Genomic DNA, 12,906 nt, shown 5'->3' with positions numbered 1-12,906 from the left:
GCCGAAGGGGGAGGTTGTACCACGTCTGGCGAAGGATCGTTGCCCCTTCCGTGACGGCATGGCGCTGAACCCTGCGGCATTTTCCGCTGCCGCCCCATGGAGGACATGAAGCGCCCCCAGCCGTCAGGGGTGCATGCGGGCGCCCTTGGTGATCTTGTCCACCAGCTTCTTGTCGGCGCGCAACCCCAGGCCCACCACCCGCGCATCCTCCGGCCCGAAATCGGCGAAGACGGCGCGGTTGGCGGCGTCGTGGCCGGTGCGGAACATCTCGTCGATATAAAGGGACGTCCGCAGGCCCCGCTCCAGGGTACGGCGGTGGATGGTGGCCATGGCCGCCGCGTCGGCGGCCAGCACGATCACCGGCTGCACCGACAGCGGGTTGTAGACGCTGCCGGAACGGTCGCGGTAGGGTTCGCCGATGATCTCCGGGAACTGGGCGACGATGCCGCTGGTCAGGAAGGCGGTGACGTTCAGCGCCTGCCAGGCGGCCAGGTCTTCGCGCAGGACGAGGGCGATTTTGGTATCGAACATCAAGACGGGATCCTTGAGGCCGGAGGAGGCCCAGACTGTGGCGAGCGTCCCCGGTGCCGGTCTTGGACGTTTGTGCGAGCCGGGCGCGCCTGCGCCCGACCAGGGCGACGGCATCACCGCCGCCCCGGCCTTCCCCGGTATCGAACGGATCGAGGCGCGCTTCCATGGCGACGCCTTCAGCCCCCACCGCCACGACACCTATGGTCTGGGCGTGACGCTGCACGGGGTCCAGACCTTCCATTACCGGGGACAGCGGCGCTACAGCCAGCCCGGCAACGTCATCATCCTGCATCCGGATGAGGAGCATGACGGCGGCGCCGGCACGGATGAGGCCCTGCGCTATCGCATGCTGTACCTGGAACCGGCGCTGCTGCGCCGCTGCCTGGACGCCGACGGACAACCGGGCGCCGCCCTGCCCTTCGTCGGGCAGCCGGTGCTGGCCGACGCGGAGCTGCGCCAGGTGCTGCTGCCGGCGCTCAGTTCCCTGGACGAGGGGTTGGAGGATTTGGCGGTGGACGACCTGCTGGTCCGCCTCGCCCGCGGCCTGGCCCGCCATGCCGGCGCCAAGACCAAGCCCCTGGGCCTGCTGGCCCAGCGCCAGGCCCACCGGGCGCGGGACTACCTGGAGGCCAATGCCCTGGCGCCGGTGCGCTCGGAGGATTTGGAGGCGGTGACGGGCCTGGACCGCTATTCCCTGGCCCGACACTTCCGGGCGCTGTTCGCCACCAGCCCACACCGCTTCCTGGTGATGCGGCGGCTGCAGCATGCCCGCCGCATGATCACCGAGGGCGAGCCGTTGGCCGAGGTGGCGGCCGCCACCGGCTTCGCCGACCAGAGCCACCTGAACCGCCATTTCAAGAAGGCCTTCGGCGTGACGCCGGGGCGCTGGGCCGGGTTGGTGGGCGCGTAAAGCGGGGCCCGCCGGCCGCCTGACGGCTAACCTAAAGACAACATCGGCGCGTTGGGCCCCAGGTCCAGCGTGTCCTTGTCCTTCAGGCGCCGCACCTGGTCCAGCAGGCGCTGGATGGCCGGTGTCATGATGAGGTCGGAGCGATAGACGACGCAGACGGTGATGTCCGGCAACTTTTCCTTCAAGGCCAGGGGCGTGATGTTCTCCCCCAGCACCTTCAGCTGCAGCTTCATGGCGTTGGGCGCCAGGCCCGTCCACATGGTGACGGTGTTGGGCCGGGCCGCCAGCGCCAGTACCAGGAAGGTGGATTCACAGCGGGTGAAGGATGGCAGGCGATCCACCCCCGCCTCGGCGAAGGCGTTGCGGAAATGATGGTCGAAACTCTGCTCAGACTCCGCGAACAACCATTCCGCCTGCGTAAGGTCCGCCAGGGACCGGGCCTTTTCCAGTGGGTCGCCCTTGGCGACGGTCAGCACCGTGGGCAGGCGCAGCAAGGGCTCGAACCGCAGGCCGGTCCCCATCTCCTCCAGGTTGTCCGGCAGGGTGGCGATCACCAGGTCCAGAGTGTGGTTGTACAGTTTTTCGAACAGCGGGCGGCGCGATCCGCCCAGCACGGTCCAGCCGGTGTCAGGATTGCGCTTCTTGAAATCGACCAGGGTGGACGTGACGGCGACGCTGGCCGAGGTGGTGAGACCGAGGCTCACATGCTCATGCGGGCCGGAGCCGGTGAACTCAAGCTCCGCCCGGGCCACCTGGTCCAGGATGCCCCGTGCGCGACGCAGCAGCGAAACGCCGTCCGGTGTCAGCTGCGTGCCGCGCGAACTGCGGATGACCAGTTGGCGGCCAGCCCAGATCTCCAGCTCCCGGATGGTCTTGGCCACGGCGGGTTGGCTGACGGACAGCAGGCGCGCCGCCTCATTGAAGCTGTGGGAGTCGGCGACCGCGACGAACGCCTTCAACTGATGGATTTTCATGGGAGAACGCCGACCGGTGCCGGATGAAGTTGACTATACAACTTACGCCCGAAAGCACCAAGGACGGAAAGGAGATGGGGGCCCGGCCAAGGGTCCGCATCTCCTTTTCCTATACGAAAGAGACCCGCCTTAGCCTGCCGGTTGCAGCGCCGCCATCACCGCCAGCGTCATGGCGGCGACGCCGGTCTTGATGCTGGGTTCCGGCGCCGGCGCGAACAGGGGGGAATGGTTGACCGGCGGTTCCTTGCCGGCGGCCTTGAAGCCCGCCAGCTGCTGCGCGTCATAGCCGCCGATGGCGAAGTACAGCGAGGGCACGCCCGCCCGCACGAACTCCGAATAATCCTCGCTGGCTGCCCCGGGGGCCGGCAGAAGCACGGCGCGGGGTCCGAAGGCGGCCTTGAACACGGCCGCCGTGCGGCTGGTCAGGGCGTCGTCATTGATCACCGACTTGCCGCCCGAGGCGATCTCCACCTCCGGGGCCGGCGCGCCGGACATCTCCGCCTCCGCCGCGGCCACGCGGTTGATGCCGGCCAGGATCTTGTCGCGGACGCCGTCGTCAAAGGTGCGGATGGTGCCGCGCTACAGGGCGCTGTCGGGGATGATGTTGCCGGCGCTACCGGCCTGGATGGCGCCGACCGTCACCACGCCGAAGGCGGCCGGGTCCTTCTCCCGGCTGATGACACCCTGCACGTCGACGACGAAGCGCGCCGCCATCAGCACCGGGTCGATGGACTGGTGGGGCATGGAGCCGTGGGCGCCCTTGCCGTGGAAGGTCACCGACAGGCTGTCGGAGGTGGAGCTGAGCACGCCCGCCTTGTAAAGGATGGTGCCGGCCGGCGCCGGCGCCACATGCAGGGCGAAACCCAGGTCCGGCTTGGGAAACCGGGTGAACAGGCCGTCATCGATCATGGCCTTGGCGCCGCTGACGTCCTCCTCCGACGGCTGGCCGATGAACATCAGCGTGCCGTGCCACTGGTCCTTCAGGGCCAGCAGCGCCTTGGCCGTGCCCACCCACGCCGCCATGTGGATATCATGGCCGCAGCTGTGGGCGACGAACGTCTCCTTGCCGTTCCACGTGGTCTTGGCCGTGCTGGCGTAGGGCAGCCCAGTCTTTTCCTCCATGGGCAGGGCGTCCAGCTCGGTCCGGACCATCACGGTCGGGCCGGCGCCGTTGCGGTAGATCGCCACGATGCCGGTCTTGCCCACATGCTCCGTCACCTCGAAGCCCAAGGCCTTCATCTCCTTGGCCAGGCGGGCGGCGGTCCGCACCTCCTGGTAGGCCACTTCGGGATGGCTGTGGATGTCCTTGTACAGGGCGTCAAGGTGACCGTAGTCGGCCCCCACCTCCGCCTCCACGGCGGTCTTGGTCTGGATGGCGTCGAAGGCCAAGGCGCCCGGGGCCACGCCGGCCAGCAGCAGGCCGGCCGCCAGCGCCAGGCGATAACGCGATGTCGTCTTCATGCGATGAGGATCCCGTCGGTCAAGGTCAGAAGGAGATGCGGCCGTTCAGGCCGAAGGTGCGGGGCGTGCTGCTGTAGACCAGGCGCGTGTAGCCCAGGTTGCTGTTGGCGCTGACGATGCCGTCGGCGTCGGTCAGGTTGTTGACGAAGGCGTAGAGCCCCCAGCCTTCGCCTTCCACACCCACCCGGGTGTTGACCAGGCTGTAGTTGCCGTATTCGTTGAAATAAACGTAGCTGGGCCGGAAGGTGGACACCATGGCGCCGGTATAGCTGTAGTCCACCCGCACCATGCCGTTCAGGCGGGCGGTCAGCGGGACGGTGTAGGTGGCCGAGGCCGAGGCCGTCAGGTCCGGCGTGTTGGGAATGCGGTCGCCCTTCAGGCCGGTCGATCCGGTGGCCAGCACGGCGGCGTTGGCCTGGTCGCTGGTCAGATGGCCGTCCTGGTAGCCCAGCGATCCCGTCAGCACCAGGCCCGCCAGGGGCCGCGCGGTGATCTCCATCTCCCCACCCCGGATGCGGGCGGAGCCGACGTTGGTGATGAAGGAGTAGAGGCCGTTGCTGGTGACCGTGCTGGTCTGCATGTTGGTCCAGTCCACCTGGAACACGGCCGCGTCCACCGTCAGGTGCCCGCCCATCCAGCTGGTCTTCAGACCCGCCTCATAGTTCCACAGCTTGTCCGGGGTATAGGTCACGAGGCCTGCGGCCAGGCCCGGGATGTTGTTGGCGCCGCCGGGGCGGAAGCCTTGCGAGGCGGTGGCGTAGGCCATGGCGTCCGGTGCCAGTTTGTAGCTGACGTTGGCCTTGCTGACCCAGCCCTGCGCGTCCGCCTTCACCGCCGAATAGGCGGTGGGCACGGACGCGGTGAAGGCCGAGCCCAGCAACGCCTGGCCGGTGGTGGTCTTGGTGTAGTCGTAATGCCGGGTGCCGGCGGTCAGCGTCAGATCGCCGACGGGGCTGTACGACACCTCCCCGAACTCGGCCGTCTGCTTGGTGTAGGTGTTGATGTAGCGGTAGGACAGATCCTGCAGCGGCTGATAGGTCAGGCCCGTCGCCGGGTCGGCCGTGGCCGTGTTGCTGTCAATATGGTCGTGGCGGTCTTCCAGGTAGGCGCCCGCCGTCCAGGCGAAGGGGCCCTCCCCCTCCGAACTCAGCCGCAGTTCGTCGTTGCGGCTGTCCAGCGTGGCCGGCTGATAGCCCACGGTGGGCGTCTTGGACAGGCCGGTGGCGGTGTAGGTCTTCTTCTGCGCCGCGGTGCAGGCCACCGCCTGGCCGAAGTACAGCGGGCACAACTGGTTGACGTAGGCCGCCGCGGTCGACAGCGCCTGGACGCTGGGCGTGAAGTCGATCGAGCGCAGGATGTTGAAATTGTAGAAGGATGTGCTGGCCGTCAGGGTCGCGAAGTGCAGATCCCAGGTGCCGACCAGGTTGTACAGCGTCATCTCATTGTTATAGGGCAGTTGCACCGGCGAATTGGTTTGGTAGCGGCCCTGCGCCTGGTACCAGCCGACCTGATCATCGGCGGTCTGCTTCTGATAGCTGATGGTGCCGGTGAGGGTGATGTCGTCCGTGGGGGTGAAGCCAACCAGCGTGCGCACGCCCCGGGACTTGCCGTCGTTGACATCCTTCAGCTTGAGCTTGGTGTCGTCCACGTAACCCGGCGTGGTCTGGTAATAGCCGGAGACGCGCACCGCCATCCTGTCGGTCACCACCGGCACGTTGATCATCTGCTTCACGAAGCCGGCGGAGGCGCCGTCGGTGTTGGTGTATTCCACCTCGGACGCGGCGGCGAACTTCTGGCTGTCCGGCTTCTTGCTGATGACGCGGATGGTGCCGCCCATGGAACCGCCGCCGTACAGCGTGCCCTGTGGCCCGCGCAAGACCTCCACCCGTTCCACATCGAACAAGTTCAGGTTGGCGGTGGTGGCGCCGGGGTCTTGCGTGGTGCCCGAGGGGCCGGTGACCGGCGTTTCGTCGTAATAGAGACCGACGGTGGCTTCACCCGCGCTCTGTATGCCGCGGATGGTGAGGCGGCTGGCCCCCAATTGGGCCTGGGTCAGGTTGACGTTGGGGATGGCGCGGAAATAATCCTCCATCCCGCTGGCCCCCATTTTCTGCAGCGTGTCGCCATTGATGGCGCTCAGGCTGAGGGGGGTATCTTGTAAAGAGGTGGACCGCTTCAGCGCCGTGACCACGATTTCGGTCAAGTCTTCACCATCGGCCTGCCCAGGCCTAGCTGAAACGCTTTGCGCATAGGCGCCGCCGGCAATCGAAACGACGGCAGCACCCATCATCAGGGCCGGCAATACTGCCGCCCTTCCCCAGAACTTAGCCTCCATAAGAACCCCGTTCTTGAATTTGTTTTAATTTTGTTAGGGGCTCAGGATTATTTTTGCGTGCCGCGCCGCACAATAAAATTTTCGATTAGCGCCATAACTGAAAGTTAGAACGACAACGGGCGCGATACCCCCGCAGCAGGCGTCACCTGGCGTTATAGCGGGTGGCCGACAGGGCGGCGGACACGGCGCTGATTTTGGTGTCCATGAAACCGGCGGCCCGCATCCAGGCGCGCACCGGCGCCTCACCGAACGGGGTCTTGGGGCCCTTGCCGTGGACGATCCATAGCGCGGCGCCCGGCGTCAGAGTCGCGTGCGCGGCCACCGCCCGCTCCAGATCGGCCACGTTCCCCACCACCGCCAGCGCCAAGCGGGCCTCCGCCGGGCTCGACGCCACGAACCCCGCCAGCGCCTCCGCCAAGGCGGGATCATCCACCGCGCCGATCACCAGCGCCGGCGTGGCGGGCCCCACCCCCAGCTTCTGTGCCAGGTTGGGCGGCGGGGTGGTCAGCTTCCTGGCCCAGCGCGGCGCGATGTCGGCGCCCAAGGTCAGGGTCAGCGGGCCGTCCGGCGTGGCCAGCACCAGGTCGTCCCCTTCCACCCTCACCGCGGTGATGGCGGCCACCGGCACGGTGCGCCGCCCCTCTCCATGCAGGATCAGTTCCCGGCTTTCCAGCAGGGCCTTCACCTCGCCGGCGCCCCCGGTCCAGGTGGCGTGACAGACGGCCTCCGTCCCCATGACATGCCCCCGTTCACGGTGGCGGGCGGCCCTCAGCGCTGGGCCGTCGCCAATTTGATCGCCAGGCCGACGAACACCACGCCGGCGATGCGGTTCAGGATGACTTGCGCGGTGCTGGACCGGGCCAGCCAGCGATTCAGGCCGCCGGCCAGCACGGCGATGGTAGAGAAGCAGGCCAGCGCCACGGCGGCGAACACCGCCCCCAGCAGGAAAATCTGCAGGGTGACGCTGCCGCGCTCGGGTGCCGCGAACTGCGGCAGGAAGGCCAGGAAGAAGATGGCCACCTTGGGATTGGTCACGTTCATGACGATGCCCCGGCCGTACAGGGCCAGGAAACGGTCAGCCCCCGCCTTGGCGCCGCCCAGCGCCTCCGGCGGGGCGCGGAAGGACTTGTAGGCGAGATACAGCAGATAGGCGGCGCCGGCGACCTTCAGCAGGGTGAAGGCCAACTGCGATTGCTGGAAGATGACGGCCACGCCCAGTGCCACGGCGGTCGTGTGCACCACCAGGCCGGTGCACAAGCCCAGCGTCACCATCACCCCGGCCCGCCAGCCGCGCGCCGCCGACAGCGTCAGCACGAACAAATTGTCCGGCCCCGGCACGAAGGCCAGGATGGCGGCGGCGGTGATGAAGGTCAGCAGGGTTTCCAAGGGCAGCATGGGCGGAGGTCTCAGGGTCTTCCAGGGGGGCGTTCGACCATCGATTCTTCCAGACTTTGCCGTTCCCGGCCACTGTCCTTATCGCGTCCGGCCGCTATACTGCGCGGACCACAACGGACGGGGATCAGCTTGCCGACCGGCGCCCCATCGCCCAGCCCGAAACTGACGGTCTGGTACAACACCAAATGTCCCGTCTGTAACGCGGGCATCGACTGGCAGGCCAACCGCCTGGTGCAGGCCGCCCGCGCTGGAATCATCGCCTTCCGCGACATCAACCTGGAGCCGGACGCGTTGGCCCCTGTGGGGGCGGATGTGGAGGCGGTGCGCCGCCGCCTCCACGGCATGGACGACCAAGGCCGCCTGCTGGTGGGGGGTGACTGCGCCATCGCCATCTGGCGCCACACGCCGGGCGACGCCTGGCTGGCCGCCCTGCTGGGCAACCGGGTGATCCGTCCCCTCACCCGCCTCGCCTACGACCGCTTCGCCGACGTGCTGTACGCCTGGAACCGGCGCAAGGGGCACTGGTAGCGCCACGGTTCCCAAAACCGTTGCCCCCTACTCCGCCGCCTGCACCGCCGGCAACGGGGCGGGTTCCAAAGTCACCGGCACACCGCTCAGCACGGCGTTGCCGGACAGCGGGTCACGCAGGTTCTCGTCCAGCAGAGCGTTGAGGTTGGCGCCCGGGCGCTGGCTGGCCAGGCCCAGGCGGGCGCCGTCGGCGTCATGGCCCCAGCCGTGGGGCAGGCTGACGACGCCGGGCATCATGTCGGCGCTGACGGCCACCTGCACCTCGATCGCCCGGCCGGCACGGGACAGGCGGGCGCGGCCGCCATGCACCACGCCGTGGCGGCGGGCGTCATCGGGGTGCACCAGCACGGTGCAGCGGAACGGGCCCTTGGCCAAGACGGGCAGGTTGTGCATCCAGCTGTTGTTGGAGCGCAGGTCACGCCGGCCGATGATGACCAGATCCGGCGCCGGCTGGTCCAGGGCCGCCACGGCCCGGACCAGGTCCGCCACCAGCATATCGGGCGCCAGTTCGATACGGCCGCTGGGGGTGCGCAGCACCTCCGGGATACGGGGCTGCAGCGCGCCCAGGTCGATGCCGCCGACGCTGTCCGTCACCTTGGCCAGGGTCAGGCCGTCCGGCTTGCGGCCGAAGCCATCGCCATAGGGGCCCGCGCGCAGGGCCAGGTCCAGCAGGCGCTCCGGTCCCGTCCAGCGCGACACGGCGGCCAGGACGGCGGCGGTGTGGTCGCCCGCCCAGCGCCCCACATCGGCCGCGACCATGGCGTCATCCAGGGCGGCCGGGTCGGCACCGGCACCCTTGCCCTCGGCGATGGCCGCCAGCTTCAGCAGCACCTGCCATTCCGCAAGGACGCCCTCCGGCCGCAGCAGCAGCGCCGGGCTGTAGCGGGCGTGGTTGCGGTAGGACAGCTGCGGGAAGGCCACGTCGTAGTGGCTGTCCTGGAAGGGCGACACACCGGGCAGGATGACGTCGGCATGCCGCGTCGTCTCGTTCAGGTAGATGTCGACGCTGACCATCAGATCCAGCTGGTCCAGCGCCCGGGCCAGGCGGTCGCCGTTGGGGGAGGACAGCACGGGGTTTCCGGCCACGGTGAACAGGGCGCGCACCTGGCCCTCGCCCGGCGTCTCGATCTCCTCCGCCAGACAGCCCACGGGCAGCTCGCCGAACACCTCCGGCGCGTTCGACACGCGGGAGTGGCGGCGGCCCAGGGGTACGCCCCGCCCCTTGCCGCCCGTCCCCACCGTGTTGGCGGCGAAGGCGGCGGCCCTGGGGAACATCGCCCCGCCCGGCCGGTCCAGATTGCCGGTCAGGACGTTGACGGCATCGACCAGCCAACTGGCCAAGGTACCGAATTCCTGCGTGCAGGTGCCGATGCGGCCGTACAGCACCGCCGGCTCCTGCGTCGCCAGATCCCGCGCCAGGGTGCGGATGGTATCGGCGGGGATCGCGGTGTGGGCGGCGGCCCGTTCCGGGGTGAACGGGGCGATGGCGGCGCGCAGTTCCTCCACGCCCGCCACATGGTCCGCCAGCCGGCCAAGGCGTACCAACCCCTCCTGGAACAGGGTGTGCACCAAGGCGGCCAGCAGGAAGACGTCGCTGCCCGGCCGGATGAAGTGATGCTCATCGGCCAGGGCCGCCGTCTCTGTCCGCCTGGGGTCGATCACCACCAGCCGACCGCCGCGCGCCTTGAGATCCAGCGCCTTGCCGCGGAAGTCCGGCACGGTCCACAGGCTGCCGTTGGACGCCATGGGGTTGCCACCCAGGACGACCATCAACTTGGTGCGCTCGATATCCGGCACAGGGATGCTCAGCCAATGGCCGAACATCAGGCCACTGGACAGTTGCTTGGGCATCTGGTCGAGGGTGGAGGCGGAATAGATGTTGCGCGTGCCCAGCGCCCGCGCCAGCACCGGCGTGTAGAGCAGCAGGCCCATCTTGTGGGCGGCGGGGTTGCCGATGTAGGTGGCCGCCGCGTCGCGGCCATGGGCTTCCAGCAGGGGCGTCAGCCGCCGCTCGATCTCCGCGAAGGCCTCCTCATACGTGGCCTCGACGAAGCGGCCGTCGCGCTTGATCAGCGGCGCGCGCAGCCGGTCCGGATCCTCATGCAAATCCTTCAGCGCCACGCCCTTGGGGCAGATGAAGCCGTGGCTGAAAACATCGGCGTCATGACCCCGGATGCGGGTGACGGCGCCGTCCACCAGCGTGACCTCCAGGCCGCAGCAGGCCTCGCACAAGGGGCAGATGCGGTGGGCGACGGTTTCTGTACCAGTCACGGGCGGGCCTCCCAGGTTTATTGTGGCCCAACTATCGCGGGTGGACGGTGTCGCTGTCCAGTATGGCGCTAGCGGTCGCTAGCCCTTCTCTCAGCCGTCCATCCATTCCGGCGCGTATTGCACCATGCCCTCCACCCCGCTCAGACCATCGGGCGTCAGCGCCAGGACCATGCAGTTCCGCGCCGGCACCGTGAAGGGCACGACGATGGCATGGTCCGCCATGGGCCGGTAGCCGAAGCGGCGGTAATAATCCGGGATGCCGACCAGGACGACGGAGCCATAGCCCAAATCCCGCGCCCGCTGGTGCGCCGCCCTCACCAGCCGGCCGCCCACGCCCCGCCCCTGCCGTTCCGGCACGACGGACAGGGGCGCCAGGGCCAAGGTCGGGGTGGAGCCTCGGGCCCCGCGAATGGCGGCCCGGGTCAGCAAGATGTGCCCCACCACCCGGCCGTCCTCCTCCGCCAGCAGCGACAGCGCCGGTATCCAGGCGGCGCTGTCGCGCAGGCGGGCGATCATCAGATGCTCACGATGATCGCTGTAGGGCACGTCGGCGTAGGCCCACCGCACCGCCGTCGCGATGGCGGCGGCGTCATCCGGCTCCTCCTGCCTGACGGTCAGCGCCATGCCCCGCGCCGGCCTTACGGCGCCAACGACGCCGTGGCGCTGATTTCCACCAGCAGGTCAGGGGAGATCAGGGGGCCCACCTGCACGATGGTGGTGGCGGGCTTGGCCCCGCCGAAGACGGCGCCGTGGGCGCGGCCCACATCCTGCCAGGTGGTCATGTCGGTCAGATAGATGCGGGTCTCCACCACATGCTCAGGCCCCGCGCCCAATTCGGCCAGGGCGGCCACGATGCGCTCCAGGATCACCTTGGCCTGGCCGCCGGCGTCGCCGGGATGGAAGGCCTTGCCATCCGGGCCGCCGCTGGCGGTGGTGCCCGACACGAAAATCAGGTCGCCGGCCTTGACCGCCCGGGAATAGCCGATGGCCTCGCCCCAAGCGGACGCCACCTCAACCTTCTGCCTACCCATGCTTCACTTCCCTTTCAGTCGCCAACCATGATGGTGGCGCAGTTTAATTGCGCGAACACCATAGCGTCTGGTTCTTTATGATCCAGCGGCGGGAAAGCAAGGCTGATGCGCTTCAGGGATCAAGGGGATCGCCCGCGTCCAGCGCCAGGGCCGACAGGGTGGGCAGATAGGCCACGTCGAAGGGCGACACCCGCTCCAGCCCGGTGAAGGGGACGTAGCCCAGATCCTCCTGGTTGCGGGTGGCGAAACGATCCTCGGTGATATAGCCGCTTTGCCCCAGGTCGGTGACCACCAGGGCCTTGCGGTTCATGGGCATGCCGTAGCGATAGATCAGGCGGTCGGCGTTGCGCAGGTTGGTGGTGGTGTGGCGGGCATGCGGCTCCACCAGGATGGCGTCGGCCGGCACGCCATAGTCCTGCACCAGGGCTCTCTTCATCTCCAGCGCCTCATTGTAGGGCGTCTGGTTGGGATGGACGTTGCCACCGCTGACGATGATGACCGGCGCCTTGCCATCGCGCCAGCGCCTGGCCGCCAACTGCACCCGCAGCAGGCCGGGGGCCGACAGGGCCACGCCCGCCGTCTCCGGCCCATAGCCCGGCACCACCAGGGCGGTATAGGGGTACTTGGCCCAGTTCACGGTCTTCAGGCGGGCCACCGCCGCCTTGTTTTCCCCCGCCTCCATGGGTTCGAACCGGCCGGCCTCATCCCGGCGGTTGATCTGCAGCAGCAGCAGGGCGAACGCCTCCGTCGGCTCAAAGAACGAACTGCCGTCCGCCAAGCCGTCCACCAGGACGGACACCGCGCTTTTCACCAGCGTGCCGTAGGCCGGCGTGGCGATTTCATAGGCGGGGCCGTCGATGGCCGGGCCGCGCGGCTTCTCGCCGCTGCCATAGACCGCCAGGATGTGGTGGGCGGTGGCCGCGGCCTGCGTCCAGGCGCGCACCACCACGTCGGCATCCTGGCCTGGCATCACCGGGTAGAGGCCGCTGGCGTCCAGGGCGGCCGCCAGGCGTTGCGCCGCCTCGGGATGGGCCTTGAGGGCGGCGGCCAAGGCCTGGCCGGCGGCCGCCACCTCCGCGTCCGACCAGTCGAAGCCGCGGACGTAACAGCCGGTGTCGCCGCCGCAGGCCTCCACCGCCCCGCGCGCCCGGGCGCGGCGCTCCGCCGCCAGGCGGCTCAGGTCCGGCGCGGTCGCCACGGCCGCCAGCGCCTGCGGGTCGCGAGACAGCAGGCTCAAGCCATAGAACAGCTTGTCGCGCAGCGGCTGTTTATAGACCAGGGGCTTGGCTGCCGGCATCGTGGGTTCCGCCGCCCACGCCGCTCCCGCGCATGCCGCCACCGCCCACGCCGACCAAGCCACCACCGCAATCGCCGCCACACGCGCCCAGCACCGCATATTTCCAAGCCTTCGGTCCGTGAAAGTCGCGACACCCTACACGGGAACAGCGTCGCTTGCATGACCCTGCGCGG

The 12,906-nt window shown here is 68.7% G+C and carries 13 protein-coding genes; 2 read left to right on the top strand and 11 right to left on the bottom strand.

The features are described 5' to 3' along the window. Positions 1–123: 123 nt before the first annotated feature. Positions 124–531, bottom strand: a complete 408-nt coding sequence (locus UAJ10_RS16680; protein ID WP_322916344.1) for a DUF2000 family protein — start codon at positions 529–531, stop codon at positions 124–126. 37 nt (positions 532–568) lie between these two features. Here UAJ10_RS16680 and UAJ10_RS16675 point away from each other — a divergent pair, with 37 nt between their 5' ends. Next, positions 569–1,441 (top strand): AraC family transcriptional regulator, encoded by an 873-nt coding sequence (locus UAJ10_RS16675; protein ID WP_322916343.1) that lies wholly within the window; start codon positions 569–571, stop codon positions 1,439–1,441. 26 nt (positions 1,442–1,467) lie between these two features. Here the strand turns inward: UAJ10_RS16675 and UAJ10_RS16670 are convergent, their stop codons facing one another. The 6 genes from UAJ10_RS16670 to UAJ10_RS16645 form a co-directional block, all read right to left on the bottom strand. Further along, positions 1,468–2,415 (bottom strand): LysR family transcriptional regulator, encoded by a 948-nt coding sequence (locus UAJ10_RS16670; protein WP_322916342.1) that lies wholly within the window; start codon positions 2,413–2,415, stop codon positions 1,468–1,470. A gap of 129 nt (positions 2,416–2,544) precedes the next feature. Next, complete coding sequence (locus tag UAJ10_RS16665; protein WP_322916341.1) at positions 2,545–2,910, bottom strand: zinc-binding metallopeptidase family protein; 366 nt, start codon at positions 2,908–2,910, stop codon at positions 2,545–2,547. An 84-nt stretch (positions 2,911–2,994) separates the two neighbouring features. Then, the gene (locus UAJ10_RS16660) at positions 2,995–3,876 is read right to left on the bottom strand and encodes an amidohydrolase (protein WP_322916340.1); all 882 of its coding nucleotides are present in this window, start codon (positions 3,874–3,876) and stop codon (positions 2,995–2,997) included. Positions 3,877–3,901: 25 nt separating this feature from the next. After that, positions 3,902–6,079, bottom strand: a complete 2,178-nt coding sequence (locus UAJ10_RS16655; protein ID WP_322916339.1) for a TonB-dependent receptor — start codon at positions 6,077–6,079, stop codon at positions 3,902–3,904. A 274-nt stretch (positions 6,080–6,353) separates the two neighbouring features. Next, complete coding sequence (locus tag UAJ10_RS16650; RefSeq protein ID WP_322916338.1) at positions 6,354–6,947, bottom strand: hypothetical protein; 594 nt, start codon at positions 6,945–6,947, stop codon at positions 6,354–6,356. A gap of 32 nt (positions 6,948–6,979) precedes the next feature. Continuing rightward, entirely contained in the window at positions 6,980–7,606 is a 627-nt protein-coding gene (locus tag UAJ10_RS16645; protein WP_322916337.1) for a LysE family translocator, read from the bottom strand. A 129-nt stretch (positions 7,607–7,735) separates the two neighbouring features. Between UAJ10_RS16645 and UAJ10_RS16640 the strand changes: the two genes are divergently transcribed. After that, positions 7,736–8,134, top strand: coding sequence for a thiol-disulfide oxidoreductase DCC family protein (locus UAJ10_RS16640; protein ID WP_322916336.1), 399 nt, complete (start codon positions 7,736–7,738; stop codon positions 8,132–8,134). 27 nt (positions 8,135–8,161) lie between these two features. On the opposite strand, the gene UAJ10_RS16635 is transcribed toward UAJ10_RS16640, so the two are convergent. The 4 genes from UAJ10_RS16635 to UAJ10_RS16620 all read right to left on the bottom strand — a co-directional run bounded on the left by UAJ10_RS16635 (position 8,162) and on the right by UAJ10_RS16620 (position 12,733). Continuing rightward, positions 8,162–10,405, bottom strand: coding sequence for a molybdopterin-dependent oxidoreductase (locus tag UAJ10_RS16635; RefSeq protein WP_322916335.1), 2,244 nt, complete (start codon positions 10,403–10,405; stop codon positions 8,162–8,164). Between the two features lie 90 nt (positions 10,406–10,495). Beyond that, a complete protein-coding gene (locus tag UAJ10_RS16630; RefSeq protein WP_322916334.1) occupies positions 10,496–11,029 on the bottom strand; it encodes a GNAT family N-acetyltransferase in 534 nt (177 codons plus the stop codon). Positions 11,030–11,043: 14 nt separating this feature from the next. After that, the gene (locus UAJ10_RS16625) at positions 11,044–11,436 is read right to left on the bottom strand and encodes a RidA family protein (RefSeq protein ID WP_145730105.1); all 393 of its coding nucleotides are present in this window, start codon (positions 11,434–11,436) and stop codon (positions 11,044–11,046) included. A gap of 112 nt (positions 11,437–11,548) precedes the next feature. Further along, complete coding sequence (locus tag UAJ10_RS16620) at positions 11,549–12,733, bottom strand: YdcF family protein (RefSeq protein WP_322916333.1); 1,185 nt, start codon at positions 12,731–12,733, stop codon at positions 11,549–11,551. Positions 12,734–12,906 lie beyond the last annotated feature (173 nt).

The organism is Nitrospirillum guaranorum (assembly GCF_034653275.1).
In the GTDB taxonomy this organism is placed as follows: domain Bacteria; phylum Pseudomonadota; class Alphaproteobacteria; order Azospirillales; family Azospirillaceae; genus Nitrospirillum.
The sequence above is the reverse complement of the archived record's forward strand: the minus strand, read 5'-3'. Positions and strand labels throughout refer to the sequence as shown.

Excerpts from the sequence above, each read along its gene's own strand:
- UAJ10_RS16680 (WP_322916344.1), bottom strand. The coding sequence starts at position 531 with ATGTTCGATACCAAAATCGCCCTCGTCCTGCGCGAAGACCTGGCCGCC.
- UAJ10_RS16670 (WP_322916342.1), bottom strand. The coding sequence starts at position 2,415 with ATGAAAATCCATCAGTTGAAGGCGTTCGTCGCGGTCGCCGACTCCCAC.
- UAJ10_RS16665 (WP_322916341.1), bottom strand. The coding sequence starts at position 2,910 with ATGTCCGGCGCGCCGGCCCCGGAGGTGGAGATCGCCTCGGGCGGCAAG.
- UAJ10_RS16660 (WP_322916340.1), bottom strand. The coding sequence starts at position 3,876 with ATGAAGACGACATCGCGTTATCGCCTGGCGCTGGCGGCCGGCCTGCTG.
- UAJ10_RS16650 (WP_322916338.1), bottom strand. The coding sequence starts at position 6,947 with ATGGGGACGGAGGCCGTCTGTCACGCCACCTGGACCGGGGGCGCCGGC.
- UAJ10_RS16645 (WP_322916337.1), bottom strand. The coding sequence starts at position 7,606 with ATGCTGCCCTTGGAAACCCTGCTGACCTTCATCACCGCCGCCGCCATC.
- UAJ10_RS16630 (WP_322916334.1), bottom strand. The coding sequence starts at position 11,029 with ATGGCGCTGACCGTCAGGCAGGAGGAGCCGGATGACGCCGCCGCCATC.
- UAJ10_RS16625 (WP_145730105.1), bottom strand. The coding sequence starts at position 11,436 with ATGGGTAGGCAGAAGGTTGAGGTGGCGTCCGCTTGGGGCGAGGCCATC.
- UAJ10_RS16620 (WP_322916333.1), bottom strand. The coding sequence starts at position 12,733 with ATGCCGGCAGCCAAGCCCCTGGTCTATAAACAGCCGCTGCGCGACAAG.